The sequence below is a fragment of the Bradyrhizobium arachidis genome (assembly GCF_024758505.1).
In the GTDB taxonomy this organism is placed as follows: domain Bacteria; phylum Pseudomonadota; class Alphaproteobacteria; order Rhizobiales; family Xanthobacteraceae; genus Bradyrhizobium; species Bradyrhizobium manausense_C.
The window spans coordinates 1,904,537-1,927,508 of the sequence record NZ_CP077970.1; the positions used below are offsets into that span (position 1 = coordinate 1,904,537).

16 protein-coding genes and 1 pseudogene are annotated in these 22,972 nt (G+C 57.3%); 9 read left to right on the forward strand and 8 right to left on the reverse strand.

What is annotated here, in order from left to right:
• Window positions 1–452: 452 nt before the first annotated feature.
• Entirely contained in the window at window positions 453–1,349 is an 897-nt protein-coding gene (locus tag KUF59_RS08495; RefSeq protein WP_258769262.1) for a LysR family transcriptional regulator, read from the forward strand.
• A 590-nt stretch (window positions 1,350–1,939) separates the two neighbouring features.
• Here KUF59_RS08495 and phnY read toward each other — a convergent pair.
• From phnY to KUF59_RS08510, 3 genes are all read right to left on the reverse strand, one after another.
• Entirely contained in the window at window positions 1,940–3,382 is a 1,443-nt protein-coding gene (gene phnY, locus KUF59_RS08500) for a phosphonoacetaldehyde dehydrogenase (RefSeq protein WP_258769263.1), read from the reverse strand.
• Window positions 3,383–3,535: 153 nt separating this feature from the next.
• Entirely contained in the window at window positions 3,536–4,696 is a 1,161-nt protein-coding gene (gene aepY / locus KUF59_RS08505) for a phosphonopyruvate decarboxylase (RefSeq protein ID WP_258769264.1), read from the reverse strand.
• Window positions 4,697–4,768: 72 nt separating this feature from the next.
• Window positions 4,769–5,845, reverse strand: a complete 1,077-nt coding sequence (locus tag KUF59_RS08510; protein WP_258769266.1) for a methyltransferase — start codon at window positions 5,843–5,845, stop codon at window positions 4,769–4,771.
• A 599-nt stretch (window positions 5,846–6,444) separates the two neighbouring features.
• Here KUF59_RS08510 and KUF59_RS08515 point away from each other — a divergent pair.
• The 3 genes and pseudogenes from KUF59_RS08515 to KUF59_RS08525 all read left to right on the forward strand — a co-directional run bounded on the left by KUF59_RS08515 (window position 6,445) and on the right by KUF59_RS08525 (window position 12,061).
• Window positions 6,445–8,077: pseudogene (locus tag KUF59_RS08515) on the forward strand (flavin-containing monooxygenase).
• A gap of 67 nt (window positions 8,078–8,144) precedes the next feature.
• On the forward strand, window positions 8,145–10,562 hold the full coding sequence (locus KUF59_RS08520; protein WP_258769267.1) for a CaiB/BaiF CoA-transferase family protein: 2,418 nt from the start codon (window positions 8,145–8,147) through the stop codon (window positions 10,560–10,562).
• 425 nt (window positions 10,563–10,987) lie between these two features.
• On the forward strand, window positions 10,988–12,061 hold the full coding sequence (locus tag KUF59_RS08525; protein ID WP_258769268.1) for a Gfo/Idh/MocA family protein: 1,074 nt from the start codon (window positions 10,988–10,990) through the stop codon (window positions 12,059–12,061).
• A 171-nt stretch (window positions 12,062–12,232) separates the two neighbouring features.
• On the opposite strand, the gene KUF59_RS08530 is transcribed toward KUF59_RS08525, so the two are convergent.
• Together KUF59_RS08530 and KUF59_RS08535 are read right to left on the reverse strand one after the other, a co-directional pair.
• Window positions 12,233–13,036 (reverse strand): MurR/RpiR family transcriptional regulator, encoded by an 804-nt coding sequence (locus KUF59_RS08530; RefSeq protein WP_258769269.1) that lies wholly within the window; start codon window positions 13,034–13,036, stop codon window positions 12,233–12,235.
• Between the two features lie 247 nt (window positions 13,037–13,283).
• Window positions 13,284–13,511, reverse strand: coding sequence for a helix-turn-helix domain-containing protein (locus KUF59_RS08535; RefSeq protein WP_258769270.1), 228 nt, complete (start codon window positions 13,509–13,511; stop codon window positions 13,284–13,286).
• 4 nt (window positions 13,512–13,515) lie between these two features.
• On the opposite strand from KUF59_RS08535, the gene KUF59_RS08540 reads away from it, so the two are divergent.
• The gene (locus tag KUF59_RS08540) at window positions 13,516–13,800 is read left to right on the forward strand and encodes a hypothetical protein (RefSeq protein WP_258769271.1); all 285 of its coding nucleotides are present in this window, start codon (window positions 13,516–13,518) and stop codon (window positions 13,798–13,800) included.
• 122 nt (window positions 13,801–13,922) lie between these two features.
• On the opposite strand, the gene KUF59_RS08545 is transcribed toward KUF59_RS08540, so the two are convergent.
• The 3 genes from KUF59_RS08545 to KUF59_RS08555 all read right to left on the reverse strand — a co-directional run bounded on the left by KUF59_RS08545 (window position 13,923) and on the right by KUF59_RS08555 (window position 17,395).
• Window positions 13,923–14,795, reverse strand: a complete 873-nt coding sequence (locus tag KUF59_RS08545; RefSeq protein ID WP_258769272.1) for a sensor histidine kinase — start codon at window positions 14,793–14,795, stop codon at window positions 13,923–13,925.
• An 847-nt stretch (window positions 14,796–15,642) separates the two neighbouring features.
• Window positions 15,643–16,107, reverse strand: coding sequence for a hypothetical protein (locus KUF59_RS08550; RefSeq protein WP_258769273.1), 465 nt, complete (start codon window positions 16,105–16,107; stop codon window positions 15,643–15,645).
• A 742-nt stretch (window positions 16,108–16,849) separates the two neighbouring features.
• Entirely contained in the window at window positions 16,850–17,395 is a 546-nt protein-coding gene (locus KUF59_RS08555) for a hypothetical protein (protein ID WP_258769274.1), read from the reverse strand.
• Window positions 17,396–17,672: 277 nt separating this feature from the next.
• On the opposite strand from KUF59_RS08555, the gene KUF59_RS08560 reads away from it, so the two are divergent.
• From KUF59_RS08560 to KUF59_RS08575, 4 genes are all read left to right on the forward strand, one after another.
• The gene (locus KUF59_RS08560; RefSeq protein WP_258769275.1) at window positions 17,673–18,431 is read left to right on the forward strand and encodes an outer membrane protein; all 759 of its coding nucleotides are present in this window, start codon (window positions 17,673–17,675) and stop codon (window positions 18,429–18,431) included.
• A gap of 337 nt (window positions 18,432–18,768) precedes the next feature.
• Window positions 18,769–19,689, forward strand: coding sequence for an NHL repeat-containing protein (locus KUF59_RS08565; protein ID WP_258769276.1), 921 nt, complete (start codon window positions 18,769–18,771; stop codon window positions 19,687–19,689).
• Between the two features lie 397 nt (window positions 19,690–20,086).
• The gene (locus KUF59_RS08570; protein ID WP_258769277.1) at window positions 20,087–20,989 is read left to right on the forward strand and encodes a beta-keto acid cleavage family enzyme; all 903 of its coding nucleotides are present in this window, start codon (window positions 20,087–20,089) and stop codon (window positions 20,987–20,989) included.
• Window positions 20,990–21,219: 230 nt separating this feature from the next.
• Window positions 21,220–22,542: an MFS transporter gene (locus tag KUF59_RS08575; RefSeq protein WP_258769278.1), complete on the forward strand. Its 1,323-nt coding sequence runs from the start codon at window positions 21,220–21,222 to the stop codon at window positions 22,540–22,542.
• The last annotated feature ends 430 nt before the right edge of the window (window positions 22,543–22,972 follow it).

A 22,972-nucleotide genomic window follows, 5' to 3' on the forward strand; every position in this document is an offset into this window, starting at 1 on the left:
GAGGGGGCTTGGTTTGCCTATACTGGAGAGTAACGCGCCCAAGCTCTGCTTTGGAGACGCAGTAGAAGTTTGACATTTCGGATACCATGTGATGTTCATTTTCAACCACCACAGCAGAAGCCTCTACCGGGAGTTGAGGCAGCATCTTAAGAAGAGTCTTTCGTCGATTTGCGATCTTGAAGCAGGCCATGTGGGGAAGGGCGATATGAGGTTAGGGTATTCGCGACAGTAAGTTGTTTCGATCGTCGGTCGAGACACAGCGGTGATCAGCAAATACTTTAAGAAGAACGCCGAAGCCGCGCGCCTCAATTCTCTGAGCCGTGCCGCTCAGGTCGCCGTTAGGCCGCCCAGTACATACAACTCCAACCTTGCCAGTAGGCAGGGGCGCGAAAAGCCTTGAAACCGCGTCGGAATGCGAATCTACGGCAATAGGAGGAGCAGGCGTCGAAGGCATGAAAATTAGTTCTCATCAGATTGCGGCCTTTACAGAGGTCTTCCGGCAGAGAAGCGTTTCAGAAGCTGCAGCTGTCCTCGGTGTCACCCAATCGGCCGTCACCCAGCACCTTGCGAAGCTTGAGCAACATATGGGGACGACACTCTTTATCCGTCATCGCAGCGGGCTCGAGCCGACAAAACCGGCTCAGGAACTGTTTGCGCTAACTGATCGCGTTCGAGTCCTCGAGCAGCTCGTCGCGGAGAAGATCAATGCCTACAGTGACCTATCGGCCGGACATCTAACGGTGATCGCGAACGCGCCGCGCCCGGCAATGCCACTTATTTCCGAGTTCAACCGGCAGTTTCCTGCAGTCAGAATCACGTTCTCCCTAGTGCCCTGGGAGCTTGCTAAGCAACGGCTTGAAGCGCGTGATGTCGATATTGCTATCATCACGGAGCCTGATGACATTGCCAACCTATTCCACGTGCAGCTAAGCAAGACTCGGCTCATGGCGCTCATGCGGCGCGAGCACCGACTCGCCTGCAGACCGACACTCACTCTTGCCGAACTTGCCCAAGAGAGAATCATTCTAACCGAGGATGGTTCGCTGACGCTCCGCGAAGTGGAAAAAGCATGTCTTGAGAACAGTACAAGTATGCCCAATGTTATCAAAATGGCGACTTATCCTGTTCTGAAGGAGGCCGTTCTGCACGGAATCGGAATCGGCGTCCTCCTCGAGGACAGCGTGTTTCCAGCAGAGGAGCTCGTCTATAAAACAGTCGACGAACTCTCGAGTGATTTCAAAACGTATATTGTCACGACATCGGATAAAAGACGCCTACGCTGCGTAAAATCATTCTTCGAAACCGTTGAGATTTCCTTAGAAAATCAAGGCAAAACGTTTCCCCGCTAGACAGATTGGAAATCGCACCGCGCAAGCCGGTTCGCGAGGGGGGGCTTCGGCCGAGGTCGGTGCCGAGCTTCACGATATAATGGCGTCTGGCTTAAGCAAGTGCGGTGGCGCGCTCCTGACGATGAGGAAGCTTTGCGCGGGATGTGCTGGAGGGAGCCTTTCCTAGCGTGTGCCGTAGGTCGATATATAATAGCCCAGTACCATGCTTGTCCTCGCCTAGGCTACGAAATCTGCTGCAGTAGTAGGATCTCGACGTCTTATGCGGTCATATCGGACGGCCAATGTCAGCCCCAAGTCCGAGCGGCGTGCCGCCCCACAGCATCGCGGGTCGCCCCCGTATGCCGGAGCAGATTGGCGGCCTTGATGGAGCGTCAATTCATGTGTTGAGCGCTCGTCCGGCTGCGACCGGTTCTTTATGACTTTGAAAGCACGGCCGCCTTCGCAGACTACAAATGCTCGAGCGCGGCAGGTAAACTAGGAGCCGGTCCAACGTGAGAGAGATCAGAAGATCCTCGATCATTTGCAAGGGCTACTGCAGCCGATCCCTTCCAGATCGTCACGATACGCAACAGAGCAGACAAGCCGCTGGCCTAGACCGACCAGGGAAGCGAGTAGGTCTTCAACTGCGTGAAGCTCCGCATCGCCTCCAGCACGCCCTCTTTGTGCCCGAGTCCGGACTGCTTGATTCCCCCGAAAGGGGTCAATTCGGTGCGATACCCGGGAACTTCCCACACGTTGACGGTACCAACCGCGAGACCGTCGATGAGCTTCGTTACATGATCAAGCCGGTTGGAGCACACTCCAGCAGAAAGTCCAAACTGGGTCGCGTTCGCAATCGATATGATCTCATCAACATCATTAGGACAACGGATGATCGGCAGCACAGGCCCGAATGTTTCTTCAATAACAAGTTCGGACGTTGCTGAGACGTGGTCCAATAGGGTGGGCGGATAAGACGCGCCGTCAGGCTGGTTACCCAGCAACAGGGTAGCACCAGCATCGACGGCATCGGCAACCCGGCGAGCAATCAGCTGGGCAGCCTCTCGACTGATGACGGTGCCGATGTCAACCGATGGATCGCTGGGATCGCCGGTCGAAAGCTTCAGCATGTGATGGAGCGCCCGCTCGGCGAATTCGTCGGCAACGGAGTCTACCACTAACGCCCGCTTGACGGCTGTACATCGTTGACCCGAGTTCTTGGTCGCTCCCTGAACCGCCAAATACGCTGCCCGATCGACGTCGGCATCCTCAAGCACAATGATGGGGTCATTCCCACCGAGCTCCAAGATGAGCTTCCGGTAACCGGATCGTTCCGCAATATGGTGCCCAACGTGCACGGAGCCAGTAAACGTGACGAGCTCAGCATTTGGATCGGTAAACATGGCGTCTCCCAAGGGGGCGGGAGCCCCTGTCAGGATCGAAAGCATTCCCTCCGGCAGGCCTTGCTCGTAGAGAATCCTTCCGAGCGCCAGGGCGGTCAATGGCGCTCGCTCAGATGGCTTCAGGACGACGCGGTTGTTTGTCGCAATCGCGGGCGCGAGTTTATGGCTGACGAGATTGAGAGGATGATTAAACGGCGTGATAGCTGAGATCGCACCCGCAAGGGGTGTTCGCATGGAAAAAATGCGCCGATCATGTGGGGTTGCGCCAATGTCAGATGGATAAATCTCGCCGTCGCTCTGGATTAACATATGGGCAGCAAATGACCAGACGTCGCATGCACGCCCGGTTTCATGCAAAGCGTCCTTCAGGCAGAGACCTGTTTCTGCTGTGATAAGCCGAGCAAGTCGGTCTTGATCTCTTCTAAGGGCGCTTGCCGTCCCCAGGAGGATATCCGTTCGTTCGCGGCGCGTGAGCCGAGGATGAATCCGCGCGGCTGCTTCAAATGCTCGGCGTGCATGCTCCGGTCTGCTTTGCGGGACTCTGCCAAAAAGCATCCCTGTGAATGGGTTCTTCACCTCGATCGTTGCGTCCGAGTGGGCGGGCGCACCTGCGATGAGCATTGGATGATAGTCTTGATCGGTATCGTACATGTCATAACTCTCTTTGGGCGTCTATTTGAGATCCACGACCGCGGTTGCGTTTCTTGGAAGCAGATAAGGGAGGCGATCGGAGCACCTCTTTGAACAGCCCGTTTTCGTTCCAAACCAGAGCGATGAAGATCAGCCGCATATGCGGCCACCGAACTAGGACACGAGACCCATATTGCCGGTTGTCGCGATCTCATTGCCGCCGATGCCGATGCAGCGCTGAAACATGGTCTTGTTCTGAAGGGGAGAATATCGGCTCGTGACGCGAGCAAGCTGAGAGGGATGGAGGCGGTTGACCTTGCAGACCACGAAATGAGGGCCGCTGCGCCGGGCGCACTGCCGCAAGGCCGTCGTGATATGCTCGGCCCGCTCACAGCGAGTAGCCGTTCGATAACCGCAGGCGGACGCAACGGCCTCGAGAGATGTCGTTCGTGACGTCGAGAACTGCCCGCCCGTCGAAACGTATCCTTCGTTGTCCAGTACCACATGAATGAGATTCTGGGGGGCGGCGTAGCCTATCGTCGATAGGATACCCATGTGCATCAGCGCGCCGCCGTCTCCATCCAGTGCCAGCACAGGTCGGGTCGGCGAAGTCAGCGCGACCCCTGCCGCAACCGCGCTGCAATGTCCAAGGGAGCCCTGCATGTAGAAGTTAGTGGGACGATCCTGAATGCGGAACAGCTCACGTGAAATGTATCCGGTCGTGGAAACAATAAGAGTATCGGGTTCGAGCTGCTGATAAATCAACTCAATGGCTTGCCCGACACTGACCCCATAATGGATTGCATCAGTCTGTCTTTCATCCGGGCTGCACTTGGATAGCTGACCTCTCCGAAAAAGCAATGCAAACGGCGCTGAGCGATGAAACGCATCGTCGCCTTGTGCGAGGGCGTTATCCAAGCCGGACTCGGTCCCATCAAAGTCACAGGATTCCATAGAGAACTGGTTCAAGATGGCTCTTGTGTTGGCACCCATGATCGTGTGTTGGGGCTCGTCGGCAGGTTCATCGGGGTGGCCACGAACGGATAAGAGGAGAAGGATGGGAATCTTGTTGACCATTAACAGAGATGTCAGCGGGTTGATGATGTTTCCGAGCCCGGAATTTTGAAGCGCAACGACCCCTCGTTGACCTGAGAGCGCCGCGCCAGCAACTAGCGCAACTGCGCTGCCTTCGTTGGCCGCAGGCAAGCTCAGGAATTCTGAAGCTTCAGCGACTTGGTCGAATAGACCACCAAAGATAGAACACGGTACCCCAGAAAAGACCGTGTAACCCGCCACCCGAAGCTTAGACAAGAGAACATGGATTGGAATAGTCATGTCGTGCTCACGAGATGCATCGAGAGCAGCGGCGGAATGAGCCGTTCCTGCAGAGCGGAAAAGTCATTGGGGTCAGACGATCTTTCTCGCGACGATGAGGCTGCGATTGCAGATTGATTTGTGGAATTCGATCTCCTGGAAGCCGGTCCTCTCGAGCATGGCCCGCATGTCCTCAAAGCTGTAACAGCAGCCTTCGTATCCCGTGGTAAGGAGCACGGAGTACTCCGCTTCGGCGGCCGGGGACGGGCGGCCTCCGCGATCATCAGGGTGGCAGCCGTAAATTGCTATCCGACCATCGCAAGCAATGCTGTCAAAAGACTTGCTCAGGAGCAGATGAACCTTGTCTGGTCCCCAATTATGAAGAACGTGCGAATAGAGGTGGAGGCTAGCATTCCGAGGCAGGGGATCAACGAACATGTCGCCGGCTATGACATTGGCACGACTCGGGTACAAATTCCGATCTGTCAGGCACGTCCTTGCAAGCCGATCAACAGGGGAACGCTCAAGGATCGTTGCAGAGAGTGGGGAATAGCGCATCAACAAATGCGCAGAATAGACTCCCGATCCACCGCCTACATCGAGTACGCAAGTATCATTCGTGCAATCAAGCAGCTTCGCAAGGTGCGGAGCAAAGATCCGTCCGCGTTCCTCCATCCCGCGTGTATTCAGATCGGCGAACTCATCCGTCTGCATCAAGGCGTCCCAGGTCTTGGTTACGCCGCGCTCGACGTGCCAGGTATCCGAGCCATCCTGTCGCAGGACCTCATAAAGTTCCCGCACAGATGGCTTATATTTCATCGTTGCAATATACGACGCGACGTTGTCCGCGGAATTTCCGCTCAGATACCGAACGGCTGTCGCTGTTGCGTGCAGTCGGCCGGATTGTCTGGAGATGAGGCCCCACGATTCAAAGAGGCGAAGCATGGTCCGCGTTGGCCGCTCGCGAAGAGAGAAATCAACTCGCAATTCCTCTTCCGTTACCGGTTGGTTATCCAGGTAAGTAAAGAGATCAAGCCATGAGACTGCGGCAATATAGAGATCAGCAGCATAGGAGCTGTCGCGCCACTTGATAATTTGAGTAATATCGGGAAAGCAGACAGGCGCGGCTTCAGAGTTCTGGGCGCGCGACGTCAGTGCAGACGAATGCATTGCTGCAAGTCCTTGTCAAAACGAGCGTGTATCTGTGAATGAGCTATTGCTGAATGTCGGCAAGCTCCAGTCCGACGTTTAGCGAGCAATCAGTGACACGCGTCTGTCATCTAGATCAATTGCCATTGTTGGTAGTTGACCGTTCGCAAAATGTCTCGGTCACGGCTCGGAGGAATGGCCGTTAATCGAATGATCACAAGCTGTCAGTGTTGGTGCGGAAGATCAAACAGGCCATGCTTGTGTGGTTCGACGAGTCCTATGCGCAGTGCGTCTCCACATTAGCGTCGAGTGCGACCGCTGCGATCTGCTTTAGGCAGTACGAAGGTCGCTCCACGATGTAGGTCGCTTGCGGACGATTGCGTTGTAAAAGTTCGGTCCGTGATAGTTAGGGAACAAAGACTGCGGACTTGGTATGCGCGAATGCGACTCGAATTTGTCGTGCTGCAGACGTATGTCGCAATTGCTTCAAAGCATAAGGCGCTGCAGTCGTTGCTCGTTTCGAGGCGTTGTGTTTGGGCGCTTGACTATCGCGGCCCCCCCACTGGTACGATACTTGCTATTCTCCTCGCCAGGTCGTCAAGAACAGGCGGGAGGAGAAGATGACCAAAACCACGAGCTGGGCCAATGGTGGTATTGGCGGGCATGCGACAGCGAAAGTCGATGTCCTGGTTATCGGAGCCGGCGTCGCTGGCCTTTATCAGCTGTACCGGCTACGGGAGCTCGGGCTGAACGTCAGGGCGATCGACGCGGCCTCAGGGGTCGGCGGCACTTGGTATTGGAACCGTTATCCTGGTGCGCGCGTCGATTCAGAGGGACACGTCTATCAGTACCTTTTCTCCGAAGACCTCTACAAAGGATGGAGCTGGAGCGAAAGGTTTCCGAGCCAACCCGAAATCGAACGCTGGCTCAATTACGTGGCGGACCAGCTTGATCTACGCAAGGACATTCAGTTCGGCGCGACGGTCCAGAGCGCTCATTTCGATGAAGCGACGGAGCGATGGGTGGTCGTGACCGACAAGGGTGATATGATCGATACCCAGTTTCTCGTCACCTGTTGCGGCATGCTTTCGGCGCCCCATGTGTCTTTCCCGGGCCAGGAGACATTCAAGGGGCAGGCGTTTCATACGGCGCGATGGCCGCAGCAACTGGTCGATCTTACTGGGAAGCTTGTCGGCGTGGTCGGTATCGGACCAACTGGGATCCAGGTGGTCCAGACGATCGCGCAAAAGGTCGGCCAGCTCAAGGTGTTCGTCCGCACGCCGCAATACATCCTCCCTATGAAGAATCCCAAGTACAACGCCGCCGACGTCGAGGCCTACAAGTCGAAGTTCAAAGCCCTTACCGAGCTGCTGCCGCACACGTTCACGGGCTTCGAATATGACGTTCAGTACGCCTGGGCCGGTCTGCCACCGCAACAGCGCCGCAAGGTGATCGAAGACTGCTGGAACGATGGTTCTGTGAAGTTGTGGATGGCGTCCTTCGCCGAATTGTTCTTCGATGAGGGGGTAAACGCGGAGATCTCCGAATTCGTGCGCGCGAAAATGCGCGAGCGGCTCAGGGATCCAAAACTATGCGAGCTGCTGATCCCGAGCGATTACGGATTCGGCACCCATTTTGGAGCAGAATTTCCTCGAGGCGTTCCATCGAGCCAGTGTGGAGGTTGTCAACGTCAAGACCAACCCAATCGAGCGCGTCACGACCGAAGGCATCCAGACGGCGGACGGCACAGTTCACCGGCTCGACGTCATCATCCTAGCGACGGGATTCGACGCAGGAACGGGCGCTTTGACCCGCATCGACATCCGCGGTCGCGATGGACGGTCGCTGAAGGAGGAGTGGGGCAGAGACATCCGGACCACCATAGGGTTGCAAGTTCACGGCTATCCCAATCTCTTCACGACCGCGGCGCCGCTAGCCCCCGTGGCCGCGCTTTGCAACGCGACCACTTGCTTGCAGCAGCAGGTCGAGTGGATAACCGGATGCATTAGCTATCTCCGTGGCAAGAACTTGAAGTTCATCGAACCCTCCAAAGCGTTGGAAGATCAGTGGGTGGCGCATCACGAGGAAACCGCCAACGCAATGCTGATCGCCAAGACTGATTCCTGGTACCTGGGATCGAACGTCGAAGGGAAGCCGCGCCGAGTGCTCTCCTACACCGGGGGTGTAGGCAGCTATCGGCAAAAATGCGACGAAGTCGTCGCAAGCGGCTGTGAGGGCTTTGCCGCGCACTAGGGTCCGATCCGGCGCGAGCAATTCTTTGGGTCAATTGGTGGCCTTTGATTGGGAAAATGGAGCCACGATGGGAGTACTGTCGCATCTGCGGGTCGTCGAAATTGGTAGCTCGGCGGCAACCAGCTATTGCGCGCGATTGTTTGCCGACTTCGGTGCGGATGTTCAGAAGGTCGAGCCGCCGGCAGGCGATCCAATTCGCCACTACGCGCCGCTCACGCCGAAGGGCCAGAGCGCTTGGTTCGCTTTCCTGAACTTCAACAAGTCAAGCACAATCATTGACCCCGCTGCATCGGACGCGGTAACGCGGCTGACTGCAATGATCGAGGACTGCGATATTCTGGTTGACGGCAGGGAAATTGATCCGGCGAACTGCCCCTCCATTGATATCGCCGCGATCCGCCAGCGGCGATCCAATTTGATCTACCTCGAAGCGAGCTGGTTCGGCCGCGAGGGCCCTTATGCGGGATTCGCCGCAACCGATGCGACCATTCGCGCGCTCGCCGGCCTTATCAAGCTCGTGGGACCCGCCGAGGGCCCGCCCTTGCACGCACCGGATTTCCAGACCGGTATCCTCGGCGGTCTGTGGGGTTTCATCGCGGCGGCTTCTTCGGCGGTTGCACGAATGAAGGGTGAGGCAGGACGGTCGTGGTCGGTCAGTATCTTCGAATCGAGCCTCGCTATAAGCGAGTATCTCATGTTCGAGGCCTCGGCGCGCGGCGAGGTCATGCGCCGGATTGGCATTAACCGCTTCTGGCCGGTTTTCCCGGGCGGCGTTTACGAAACCAAAAACGGCTGGCTCGGCGTTACGACGTTCACGCCGGCACAATGGCACGCGTTCTGCGATATGCTCGGGCTGTCCGAACTGCGCGATAGTCCGGCTCTGGTCCTCAGCGAAGAGCGTCTGCAATACATCGAGATGATCGAACGACAGTTCGTGCCAAGGTTGAAGGCTCGGACAGCGCAGGAGTGGTTCGCAGAGGGACTGAAGCGGAAGATCCCGATCGTACCAGTACCGAACCTATCCGATCTGCTCCTCGACACAGAAAAAAAGGAGCGCGGCGCAATCGTGCCTATCGTCCTAGGCCGAGAAGAGGGCATGACTGTTGGATCGATGCAGCGGCTGACATTGACGCCCCCGCGCCGAGGAGGCAAAGTTCCAGCTCTTGGCGAGCAGCAATCTGTCGCGGACATCCCAAAGCAGCTATCTTTGGCGGCGTCGCGGTCGTCCACCTGCATCGATGCCGGACGGCAGCCCTTGCGTGGAATTCGCATTATCGACTTCACAATGGGCTGGGCAGGCCCGTTGTGCACGCGCACCCTGGCTGATCTTGGCGCGGAAGTCATCAAGATTGAGTCCACCAAGTATCCGGACTGGTGGCGCGGTGTCGACCGGCGGCCCGCTTACGTCGACGCTCAGATGTACGAAAAGAGCCAAGCCTTTTGCATCATGAACCGCAACAAGCGCGGCATCACGCTCGACCTCACGCGACCCCAAGGCCTCGCTCTTGCCAAGCGTCTTTTGGCGGAAGCCGATGTCGTCGTAGATAATTATTCGGTTGATGTGCTGCCGAAGCTCGGACTTGGCTACGATGTGCTCCGAACGCTCAATCCTCGGCTTGTCATGTTGTCAATGTCCGCCTTTGGCGCGAACAGCCTCTATCGCGATTGTCGAGCTTACGGTTCGACCCTCGAGCAGGCGTCAGGGTTGCCGATCGTGGTCGGAAATCCGGACGGGCCACCCGTGATGAGCCACGTCGCCTTTGGGGATGCCGTCGGTGGGTTGAACGGCTGCGCAGCAGTTCTGGTCGCGCTGATTCACGCCCGCAATACCGGGCTCGGACAGTTCATTGACCTTGCGCAAATCGAATGCATGATGCCGTTTGCAGCGCCGTGGATCACCGTTCAGTCGATCGGCGGTAGGCCGCCCCCGAAGTATGGTAGTCGACATCCGCAGTTCGTTCCGCATGGCTGCTTTCGGTGCTCGGGTGAGGACAGTTGGGTCATGCTAGCCGCGATCGACGAGAAGATGTGGCAGAGACTTGCTATTCTCATTGGACGGCCAGACTGGGCGATAGACGCATCGCTGCAATCTGCAGAAGCTCGCCGCTGTATCGAGGACGAGATAGAGAGGGCCATCGAAGCCTGGACGCTCACCCACGATGCCGACCAGGCGATGTCGAAGTTGCAGGCGGGAAGAGTTGCGGCTGGCGTGGCCCGGCAGCCAAGTGATCTGCTCAGAGACCCGCATCTCGGGTCGCGTGCATTTCTACAGGAAGTGGAACGCGCGTTCATTGGCGTGCATCCACAGCCGTCGATGCCGATCCGCGACAGTTCGGGACCGTTTGCGATCCGCACAGCGGCGCCAACGCTCGGAGAGCACAACAGCGAGATACTATCGGGACTTCTCGGGCTCTCTGGCACCGAGATCGCTCAATTGGCGTCGGCGGGCATCATCGGGACGTCGATGGCCTCCAAGACGAGCTAGCAAAAGCAACGTGTCGCGAACATGAATAATCGACCCAACGACGCTCATGTGAAACGGCCGCAGGGGTTCATTTTCTAAAGCCCTCGTGAAACCAGCGGAAGACGGACGCTGATGAACAGAGACAGAGCTGGCGGTCATTCGTATCCAGCCCTTTGGGGGCCGAGGTTCGAAGCGGCGTATCGCAGGCAGATAGCTGATTGGGTCAGCGCTGTGAAGACCAGAGCGTCGGTCGGAGCGAGCGCATGGGACGGCTATGTCACCTCGGCCATCGCAGAGCAAGTCGCTGAAGCGCTTGCCCGAAATGGCCTGCGAGCCTGGAATATGGACCACATCTTCCGTTGTATGACTGACCGATAGCGAGCAAACAAGGCTGGAGGGAATCGACCAGCCACTCACGCAATCAAACGCCAGTCCTGGGAGAGAAAATGCTGATCAACTATGCAGTTGTCGGCGCGGGCCGGATTTCGCAACAGGCCTTCTTGCCAGGCGTTGGACAGTCCACGAACTCGAAGGTCACTGCGATCGTGACCGGTGATCGGGACAAGGCCGCGCGGCTGGCGGAGTTCCATGGTGTTGGTCAGATTGTCGGCTATGACGGATACGATGCCCTTTTGAAACGATCCGACGTCGACGCGGTGTATATTGCTCTGCCCAACCACTTGCATGCTGACTACGCTGTTCGGGCAGCTCGCGCCGGCAAACACGTCTTGGTCGAGAAGCCGCTGGCTACCAACGAACAAGATGGGCTCGCCATGATCGCCGCTGCGCGCGAAGCCGGCGTGTTTCTGATGACCGCTTACAGGCTCCACAACGAACCCGGAACGGTCGTGGTCCTTGAACACATCCGCAACAACGCGATCGGCCGGCCGCTCTTCTTTCAATCGGTGCTCAGTTTCCAGGCGCCGCCAGAGAACCACAGACTGAAAGCTGCGAGTTGGGGCGGACCGCTCCAGGACGTCGGGGTCTATTGCGTCAATGCGGCTCGTCACATCTTTGCTGAAGAGCCGATCGAAGCCATGGCGATGGCGCACCGACCGAACGATGACCCGCGTTTTGGCGAGGTGGAAGCGTCCGTCGCAGCTTTGCTGCGTTTCCCATCGGGCGGTTTGGCGCAATTCGTCGCCAGCTTCGGGGCGGCCGCCGTCGACAATTATCGGGTTGTCGGAACGGCTGGCGATCTCGAACTCGACCCTGGCTTCAGGTTCGAGACTGCAACAAAACTGCGTCTGCGCCGCGATGGCGAGGTCCGCGAAACGCAGTTTGCGCAAATCGACCATTTTGGCGCGCAGGTGGAATATTTTTCAGATTGCATCAAGGCTGGAACGCCGCCCGAGGCTGATGGCGAGGAGGGATTGGCTGACTTGCGTGCACTGGTCGCAATCGAAACGGCCGCCCTGACGGGACAACCGCAAACCATCACATCCCATCCACGTGCCCGCCATCCGACGCTCGACATGGTGCGAGTTACCCCCGTAACCGATCGACGTCTGGTTTTTTGAGGCGCTGCTCGCCTGCGCGCATCACCGGACGACGAACATAGAAAAGGCGCAGGCCGACCGCGCCATAATCTGAGTTGCTGGAGTTGCGACGGCGTTGTTCGCCCTTCGTGAAATTGGCCAAAGGAATGGGAGTCTCAATGGGGATCCAAGCGCAAGCCCGCTCCAGTTGCCCTACTGACCGGTAACCGTTGGAATCCGCGGATTGACGTTATTTTTCTGTAGTCTCGCTGCCAGCGCTACCATCAAAGCATGGGCAATGCACACAGGAGCGGCGAGTGAACGCGAAAGTTTGTATTCATGCTCTGGGACCGCGAATAGAACGCGGGCGCTCTTGGCCAGCGGAGACAGCGTGCTATCCGATAGCGCAATGATAGGAACGCCATTTCGCCCGGCTTCTTCCACAACGTTGACGACCTCGTTTGCGTAGAAGCGGAACGATGCCGCCAAGACCACGTCCTTCTTGCGGATCGTACGCGCGATGTGTGTAGCAAGTCCGCCGCCTGCGTCGAGCAACACGCAACGTTTTCCCAGCATGGTCAATATGTAGCGAAGGAATTCAACGACGGGCGCTGAACGCAGTTGCCCGATCAGAAAAACCGAGTCGGCTCTCTCAAGGAGGCTCACCGCGTCCGAGAGAGCTTTTGGGGAGAAGTCCCTTAGTATGTCTTGAAGGGAGGCAATGTCACGGACGACCAGGTCGCGCAGGAAACCAACTTCACTGCGATCGACACGGGCACCCAGTCCAACCTCCACGGCTCTAATGTGCGCCTCGAAACCCGGGGCGGCAGTTGACAGGCGCCGCTGAAACAGCGCCTCAAGCTCCTTGAAACCTTCATAGCCCAGTGACTGGGCGAAACGCACGGAGCTCGAGGCATGGATGCCGCAGCGATCGGCGATGGCGTTTACTGAAAGGACCGCGGCATCATTCGGGCTCCGGGTTAGATAAACGGCTATCTTTCGATAGGACTTGCTCATGTCATCGGCGGTCGTGGATGACGTGGATCAATTCCTCACAATCTCCCGGTGCCTTCACGTTATGCATTCAAGGTACTCTCATCATTGGTTTCATAGTGTTTGTATGGTGACAATTTCACTCTCGTTCGGAAGCCTGTCGTCCCTGAGGTCGGTAGCGCCCTCGATCGCGGAAATCAGGTGGTTCCTAGCATCCAGCTTGAGCAAGGAGCCGGCGGATTTCCGCCAGGATGGCTTCAGTCAGCAGCTCTCATTCTAGTGCACTGTCGAGATCAGGACTTCCGTGCTGCAGGGCACGACGGCCGACCTCCGGTCCGCTCATGAGCGGCATCGAATAGTCGACGCTCTCGACGTCGGAACGCGTCTCGAACGCAATTGCGACCGTCTGCTCGACATTGGTTGCCGCTCCGCTGACGATCAGTTGGAGCGGTTCGACATGACGGCTGTGCGCCAGAAGCGCCTCCACCGCCGCGAGCATCAGCTTGGCGGCGTCGGACTTCTGCAGGAAGGCGCGCGCCTGCCTGGAACGCCTCCTGCGCGAGCAGGCTGAAATTGTGCACCGTGAAGATCAACACCTCGGTCTGAAACGGGTATTCCCTGATTCGCCGCGCGATGCGTGGCATGGAAAAATCGACGATGGCGACGTCGTGGCGCTGGTTGGCGATTGCGGCGGCAACCGCCTTGCTGCCGCATTCGCTTCAGCGACCACCTGCCAATCCGCCCGCTGTTCGAGCATGACCCGCAGGCCCGATCGCACCGTCTCGTGATCGTCGCGATCAGAAAGCGCTTCATGGCAGAGCACTCCAAACTTTCTTGACACGGTGGCAGCCCGAAACGCCAACTACGGAAAAAGCGACGTTCGCCTACCCCGGTGATCAGTTTTCTTCTCTCACGATGTGCCTGCGCGGGCCCTCACGAGGGTTGTGGTCGCTTTCCTGTTACGTTTGTTCCTGGCGGATTTGCGCGGGAACACCGCCAGCAAGGTGGTGCCGGAATGTCGCGCCGCCGCGTCAGACTGGATATGAAGCGTGCCTCCGATCTGCTGCAATCTTGCCTGCATGGCCGGAATTCCAACACCCATCACAGCCTTCGTACCGGATTTAGCGCGATCAGCTGGAAAGCCCTGCCCGTTGTCGCTGACAGTCAGTTGAAAATGACCGCCGGCCGAGGCCACGGCGATTCTCACCTCCGTTGCCTTCGCATGGCGAAAAACGTTCGTGAGGGCCTCTTGAATGACCCGGAGCACCGAGTACTGCTTGTCACGCGACAAGCGATCGATATCCGACGAAATCCTGGTCGTAACGCGCAGGGATGTCCGCGCGGCAAACCCCCGCGAATAACGTTCGATGGTCGCCTTCAGACCGTCGACGGTCAGATTCTGCGGGTGCAGCAAATAGGCAAACGCCCGGATCTCCCGCAGCGCCTCGTCGATCGAGGCATCGATCTCGTCACATAGCCGCGCAGCACCGGCCTGGTCGTTCAGGCAGGTGCGCAGGCGCATCAGCCCGAGGCTCGCGGCGATCAGATGCTGGCAGGTCGAATCGTGAAGGTCAGACGCGATCCGCTGCTGGATGCCCTCCTGGAGGGACACCAGGCTCGCGTTCGGATGGACGTCGGCCAGCCATTCTTCCGGACTAATCGGCGGCCATTCCCTGACGCCGGTCCTATTCGACTCGCAGGTGGGGAAGCCATGCAGCTTCACGGTACGCACTCGCACCTCGAGCAACTCCCGTTGTTTATCCATGGATTTCAACGTTCCCACGCCGGGCGCCTACCTGCAACAACCGACGCGGGCCACTCATACACTATGCGCAAGGCATAGGCTGGCGAGGTCTGCTAATCCAAATCGCATCTTCGGATCAAAGCGTACCTTTCAAGCGATACTACAATATGACCTTACCTCAGCTTCAGGCCAAATCGCCTACCAACCTTGTTAGTCCCGGCGCCGACCTCTTATGTGGTCCTGCAATAACCGGCGTTGTCCATAAATGAGAGTTCTTGATAGCCTCGTTGTTCTACTCGTTCGCGTACAGTTTAGGACGCACTGTCCGAAACCTGACGAGAGGTTGCGGGCATCTGCAATCGCAAACTCGATCACGCACGGCTTTTGCTCTGGCACGGCGATTTCCACGACACACTACAAAAATAGCGGGCAGAGGCCCGTGGACGTCAGCACGAACCGTGTCCGAGGTGGAAAGCCGATGCTCTTGCTTCCTGGACTAGGCAGCAAGTACGCACCAATTCTCAAGTGCCTTGACTGCGACGTTGTAGCCCCTTCAGTTCACCTGATATACGAGCTTGGATTGAGAGTAGTTCTTTGAGGCCGCCGAGCAACGAGCAAAATAACCGGGGCTGCCGGTCGTTGTCTGCATGCGGTCGGTCGGAGAGTAGCAGCGCAAGGGGCTTCCGTAGCGACACCACCGGGTCTGGCCTACCGACGGTTTGTCTGACGATCATAGCCCAACCGAGCTGATGATGGTGGTGTCGCTTGCATCGGAGAAAGTGAACATCGTTGCGAACAACGCGCGCCAGTGTCATGTCTAGCGGCGCGCTCCTTTGTACCAAGAGCCCCATCATCCTGTGGATTCCTGGTAGGGAAAGCCAAACTGTCAACGTTCTGGTCGACCTCCGTCGATCCGGAGAGTCGGCAGTTGCCAAGAACCATAATGAAATTTGATGCCAGCCCCAGCTGGAAAGTTGAGCGATGCCAAAGGAGGGAAGAGGACAGTAGGGTTGAAGAGCTCCGGGCTGGCGAACGGTGGAAGGTCGACATTCGCGAGGGCTTTCGCGCTCTCAATCGAGTAGATCACATCTCGCGCGACCCGCTGCGTAGCGCCTTTCATCCAGAGCTGAAGAAAGCCGATCTGATCGTTTGCGGAGGTCGCGGAGGTGACTTTCCCGAAGAGGTCTACCGCCTGCGTGCATTCGGTTTGAAGTCGCTCCTGCCAATGCCAATAGACGTCGAAAAACTTTTTCGAAAACTCCGTCTGCGTTCCGATGGTTTGCTTGGTAAAGTCCTGAAATGCGCGTGTTGCATCGCCGACGTTATCGTTGATTCCCGCTTCCTTCGTCATCCTCATCTCCTTGTCATTGTTGAGTGCTCGTGACAGCGCTGGTGCGCTGGAAACGTCCAGTTTGGGAAAGGCTAAATGGAAAATGCAGCTCGTCGAAACACACCAGCAATTCGTCGCGCAGCGCGCTTTCAGGACCCCTATGCGGCAATATGGCAGGAGGCGTGACGCTGCCGCTTTGCTCAGCTCGGCGCCACGACGCCAAGGGCCCGCTCCGGACTTGACGGGCTGCAGCATCAGCATGGCCTTGATTGATCGATCGAGTGGGCCTCATCCGAACTCCTGGGCCGGAGATTGCAGGAGCGCTTCGTCGCCCCATCACCGCGCCCGAAATCTGTCCCAGCAATCGCCGTGCCACCAACGGGGTGTCGACACCTTTCTGAACAGGAAAGTGTGCCTTGCGCCGCGCCGTTGGAATGCGTCGGCCTTCGTGCCGAAGTTCGGACATCCGTCGCTTCAGCCGGACTGAACCGAAGATCGCAAAATGACCGCGATGGTCTTCCCGAAGATATTTGTACCATTCGGAGTAGGGGCCGCTGGACGAAATCTCGCTGGAGCGCCTTGAAAGACTCCGAATGGGTGACACGCTGTTTGAGACCCCTGAGAGGGCCCGCCGCCTTTCTCAGCCAAGTCTTGCACGGAAAGAACTTCGCACTCAGGTCTGATCGACCCTCTGATGAGCATCGCGAGGTCACGCGCGAACGCGAGCCAGAGCAGGGGGCATGGTTCGTCCCGGCCGGGCTGATCAGCCGTTCGCCCGACCGGCCTCTCTCCTAAAGCCGCCTCCCTCGTACTCGCGAAAGAATTCGCTATATCGCGCAGGGTCAATGGCCTTCAGGCGGTTCAGCGCGCGTTTGGCTTCTAGATCGGCGTCTTGGCCATGACGATCTTTGATCTTGTTCACCGCATCTATGATGCTTTTTAGTCGCCGCATTGGTGTTGTTTGCCCGGAGTTCTTTTCGAAGCTTGCAAGTGCAGATGTCTGCCCGAGTGCCTTCGCGAGCGTCCCGAGCTTTTCATCAAGTTCCTCAACGGCGTCGGATAGGGTGTCGAACCGTTCGGTTACGCTAATCGTTTTGGCTACATCCTCGTCGAGCCGCGCGCCAACATTCGTCTCAATGTCCTGAGTCACTGCCCCGCTGAGTGGCGCAAAGAATGGAAAGGAGTACCATGAGAACCAATTCCGGTTTGACATCGATATCCTCTCGACCATCGGAATGGAGGCGTTCTTTCTCATGTTCCAGCAATTGGCGTGCCAATCGACCGGATTTGATGGCCAAATCATGGGCAAAGTATAATTCCCACTAAGCAGATGAACTGAAAGCGACTCCAAGGCGCGGCGTGGCGCGCTTAGAAGATCCGTAGTCAGGAAAATGATGATCGATCGGCTGCTCGGACGACTAAATCGTTAGCCGGGCCGACATTGAATTCTGTCGATAGATCGAATGCTCAGGGAAGGCCTGCGATGCAGTCAACTACCAGCCTTGGCAATTGATGGAGAAGACGGAGGCATGGCTATCGTGGCCGATCAACTGTCAAGGAAACCGACACGGAACGGAGCCAAAAGAATGAAAGAAGTCCTGCTGTGCACCGTCGCGCTTTTTGCGCAGACTGCTTCGGTCTCGGCCGCTGATCTGGTGGCGAAAGCGCTCCCAATGGTCACTCCGATCTACGACTGGAGCGGCTGCTACACCGGCATCAATGGGGGCTTTGGCTCTGCGCACCAGTGTTGGCACGTCGTCAATGTCGGCGACTTGGTCGTTGCTCCGCCGCTCGTGATGGGGTGCCATAGTTCGACAGGAGGCACCGCCTGCGGTCAAATTGGTTACCGCTGGCAGATTGCGAACTCTGTGTTCGGTCTTGAGGCGGAGGGCAACTGGGCCGACTTTAAGGGCTCCAACGCCAACCTTGCCTTCGCTGGCGTGCAGGATGAATCCAGGATCGATGGATTTGGCTTGTTCACCGGCCAGGTCGGCTATACCAAGAATAACGTGCTGTTCTGTACGAAGGGTGGCGCTGCAGGCGTCCGCGACAAATACCGGGTCTTCGATCTTGCGACTAGGCTGACAATCGACAATGGCAGCGAAACCCTTTGGGGCAGTGCTGTAGGCGCGGGCCTTGAACTTGGCTGCGCTCCGAATTGGTCCGTCGGCATAGAGTACGACCACGTGTTTATGGGCCGTCGGGATATGGACTTCTTTTGTCCAACCGCACTGGTAGGCGTTTCGGCGGGCGGCCGTGCAGGGACCGCGCGCATCAGTCAGGACGTCGACATCGGTTTGGTTCGTGCGAACTACAGCAGGAGTGACGCGGTCGCGAAATATTGATGTTCGCCAATCAGGACCGCGGAAGCGGGAACGGAAGGTGGCCTGTCGTTCGAGCAATCAAACGACTATCCGCAGCAAGACGGATCTAAGTCCCAGCTAAATAGTTCGGTCGACAAGCCATCGGCTGAATGGTTTGGCAATTGGCCCGGCTCTTGCTCCACTGCCTACCGATACCATGAAGGTCTGCCGCCGGGGTGACCGCTTCAAAAGCACGGGCATGCGAGATGTTTAGTGTTTCAAACAACCTGATGATCGAAAGCACATCTCTGACCCGTCGCTCACTGTGCAGCTTGGAAAACTACCTTGAGCATACGACCCATCAGTCCTGAGGGAGAACATGACGGACGCTAGTGCGATCAAATCGAAACTTTCGTCCAGCCGAAAGATTGCAGGTCGTCAGCTATTCTTTCTTGAGGTGAGCACCAACCGCATTCAAGTCATGAAGCCAGATGGCTCCGATCGAAAGGTTATTGTCACTGATTGTCAGCTTCCTGACGGAATCGCCATCGATGTCGACGCCGGCCACATCTATTGGACCAACATGGGTTCCGGTATCGCCGTTAACGATGGTTCGATCGAGCGAGCCGATATCGATGGAGCGGCTCGTAGAGTCATCGTCCCGCGCGGTGCCACTTTCACACCGAAGCAGATTCAGCTCGATCAGAAAGGCGGCAAGCTCTACTGGTCTGACCGCGAAGGAATGCGGGTCATGCGGTGCAATCTCGACGGTTCCGAGATCGAGACGCTCGTTGAGGCAGGCCGCGGTGAGCTGGACCGACGCGACCCGACCAAATGGTGCATCGGCATCACCATCGACACCGATCGCCGCCAAATCTACTGGACGCAAAAAGGTCCGGACAATGCCGGCAAGGGCCGGATCTTCCGCGCGGACATGGACATCCCAAACGGCAAGGGCCCGGCAACCCGTTCCGACATAGAGGTGCTGTTCGACGGCTTGCCGGAGCCGATTCACCTTGAGTTCGATCTGGCGAACCGCGTCCTCTATTGGACAGACCGCGGTGATCCGCCGCGTGGCAACACAGTCAATCGCGCGTGCGTCGATCTAGAGACGGAGCCGGAAATTCTGATCACGCATCTAATGGAGGGAATCGGCATCGCACTCGACGTTCCCGGCAACCAGATGTTCATCACCGACCTCGCCGGTTCGATCTATTCCGCCACTCTTGATGGAAAGAACAAACACAATCTCCTCTGGTCCCAGGGCAATTTCACCGGCATCGCGTATGTCGAAATCTGACCCGTCGAAGGAAATGACTGGACTCACGCAACGCCGTGGTAGGTCCCACCTGTCGGCGCAAACGGGGCTGCTGTTTGCGGCCGCGAGAGGCGCGGATCAAACCGCTTGGCACCGAGCCTAAAGGTGCGCTCAGGCGCCACTCTCCACTCGAAAAGCCTGCGATCTCATTCGTCTAAAGCAGGCGGCGAGGCTGCTGTTCCTCAACGCAAGCATCGGCGCAAAGGTCGCGGCGATTCTTAATGAGCCAAACCTGTTCCGGGATCTTAAAAGGAATGCCAGGTATTGGAGGCTGGAGCCTGTCGAAGATGTCATTCCGGCCTCCACGTCTTGTGTCAAGGCGTTCCTCAGCGAGTACGTAAGAGCCCATATGAATGACCTAAAAACGACAGGAGACAGTATGAGTTTTGAACGAAAGGTTATTGTCACGATTGCTCCGACGGGAGGCGTGGTGAAAAAATCGCAGAACCCACACCTGCCGACCCAGCCAAGCGAGATCGCCGAGGATGTGTACCGGTGCTACGATGCAGGGGCATCGATCGTGGCGCTGCATGCGCGCAGGCCGGACGACGGCGCAACCTGCAATCCGGAAATTTATCAGGACATCAACTCCCGGATCCTGACAAGGTGCGGCATCATCATCAACAACAGCACAGGCGGGGGCATTGATGGAGACATGATCCGATCCCTAGAGCCAAATCTCGATGAGGTTATATTCGAAGAGCGCCTAAAAGGTCTCGAGGCCGGCGCTGACATGGCGACATTTGACGCTCACAGCGTTCTGGCCAGCTTTGGCGGCCGCGAGATTGTCGTTAACACCTCGCCCACCCGCTGCGACATCATGGCGAAACGATTCCAGAAAACGGGCATCAAACCCGAATGGGAATGCTTCTCACTTTCCCACCTTCTCCAAGATCCGATACGTCTCATCAATAAGGGGGTCGATAAGCCTCCCTATTGGATCAATTTCGTTCTTGGTGCCGATCGCGCAATTCAGGGGGCATTGCCTTACAGTCCGCAGATCCTCGATTTGCTGATCGGCAATCTTCCCAAAGGAGCCATGTTTTGCGTTAGCGGGGTCGGTCGAGCGCAGCTGCCCGCAACAACTCACGCGGTGCTTGCAGGCGGCCACGTGCGTGTAGGCCTGGAGGACAATCTCTACCTCGAACCGGGCATACTTGCCACGAACGTGCGCCTGGTCGACAAGACTGTAAAGATTATCCGAGAACTTGGGTACGAGCCCGCCACCACAGTGGAAGCTCGGGCGATGCTTGGGCTTGCGCCACACAAACAGCCCGGATAGCTCATTTTCCGCTCTCAATCGGAAGCGACGTACGATGGCTCGTTAAATTCGATGACGGGCTCTAGATAAGTCCTAAGCGTGGGGCCAATAGTAGAAGGTGTTGTCGATGGTTGAAAATGAGCGATCGGACAGTTGTGGCAGCGATTCCCATGTTTCAGCCTAACATCGCGGCGCAGCGTCAGAGAAAAAGCGGGCGTGTGGTCAGCGACTAGTTGTAGGAGCAGAACGAATTGTTGGACGCCGCTGCTGCCCAGCGTCATACCAACGAAGTGGTAAGGTGTGGCTTGGTCGCGAGCGCTGTCGCCAAGAACACGCGGCGGCTCGTGCCACTGTTGGGCGTTGCTTATCTTTTCAACAACCTTGATCGGACCAGCGTCGGCATCGCTGCGCTGCAGATGAACGAAGCCATCGGCTTAAGTGCCACGCAATTCGGCTGGGGCGCCGGGATCCTCTTCTTTAGCTACTGTATGCTCGAAGTACCCAGCAACATGATGATGTATCGCGTGGGAGCGCGCCGCTGGCTCGCCCGCATCATGATAACGTGGGGCCTTGCAGCCGCGGCGACAGCGTTCGCCGTTGGGCCATACAGCTTCTACGCAATCCGTCTTCTTCTGGGAGTTTTCGAATCGGGCTTTTTTCCTGGCGTCATCTGGTACATCTCCATTTGGTTTCCGGCGCAGTCGCGGACAGGCGTCCTCGCCTGGTTCATGACGGCAACACCGCTGTCCTCGTTGATCGGCAATCCGCTATCCGCTTTGCTATTAAGAATGGATGGAGTGTGGGGACTAGCCGGCTGGCAATGGATGTTCCTGATCGAAGGCCTGCCGGCCTGCTTGCTCGGAGGCTTATGCCTCGTTCTGCTAGCCGACACGCCGGGCAAGGCCTCGTGGTTGACGCCCCGAGAACGGGACGCGCTACTGGACGAACTCGCTAAGGAAAAACACGACAAGGTCAAAAAGGATCTCTGGGCTGCGATGAAGGATGTCCGGGTGCTGATGCTGACGGGCATCAGCTTCGCTTTCACGATCGCCTCCTACGGGATAGGTATCTGGCTCCCTCTGATCTTAAAGAGCCACAACCTGAACAACATGCAGATTGGTTTGCTCTCGGCCGCGCCCTATTTCTTTGTGACAATAGGCTCGTTGTTCTGGGCGCGCCTTGTCGATCGCAAGGGACAAAAGATCTACAATCTGGTCGCCGCATTGATGCTTGGCGCCGTCGGACTTGTCTTTTCGGTAATGTTCACGTCGCTCATACCGGCGCTCATATGCATGACGCTTGCTCTGATTGGCACAATTTCCGCGCGGACCGTCCTTTACACGATCCCGCAGAGTTTCCTCACTGGGCCCGCTGCCGCTGGAGGCATCGCATTCATCAATTCAATTGGTGCCTTTGGGGCCTTCGTCGGCCCGTACATGGTCGGTTTCCTCAAGGATTGGACGGGATCTTTTGACATTGGCATGATCGGAATGGCAATCATCCTAATTGTTGCAACGGGCGTCGCCTGCAGCCTTAGACTCGTCGTGACATATAACGATGACGTTCCTGTCTAAGCGGAACGCCTAGTAGATATCCGGGTAAGGTGTTTCGCAACGCATCGCCGCCGCTGAAGGACCTGCTGAAAGAGATCGCACGGGAAACCTGGATCTTCTACATCAATGGACGTGGCAAAATGATCGAGTAGGTCATGGCAAGAGGTGGCGCGTGCCGGCAACGAGCCGAGATCGGGACGCGCGGGCACAAGTTCGGTCTATTTGGTGGCAACTCGATCCTGGCGATGTGCGCAAAACAGACTGATTTTGAAGATATGGTCAGCTTGCCCACCTCCAACGAGTAATGCCGAGCCTGAACAGCTCAGCATTCGGGCTCGGCAAGACTCGATCTTCGATACCAAATCCGCTTTTAGACTAAAGCGAGAGTCGGGGTAGATTAAAACGGGACGAAGGGTCAGCGTGACAACGATCCTTCCGTCGCCACGTGGCT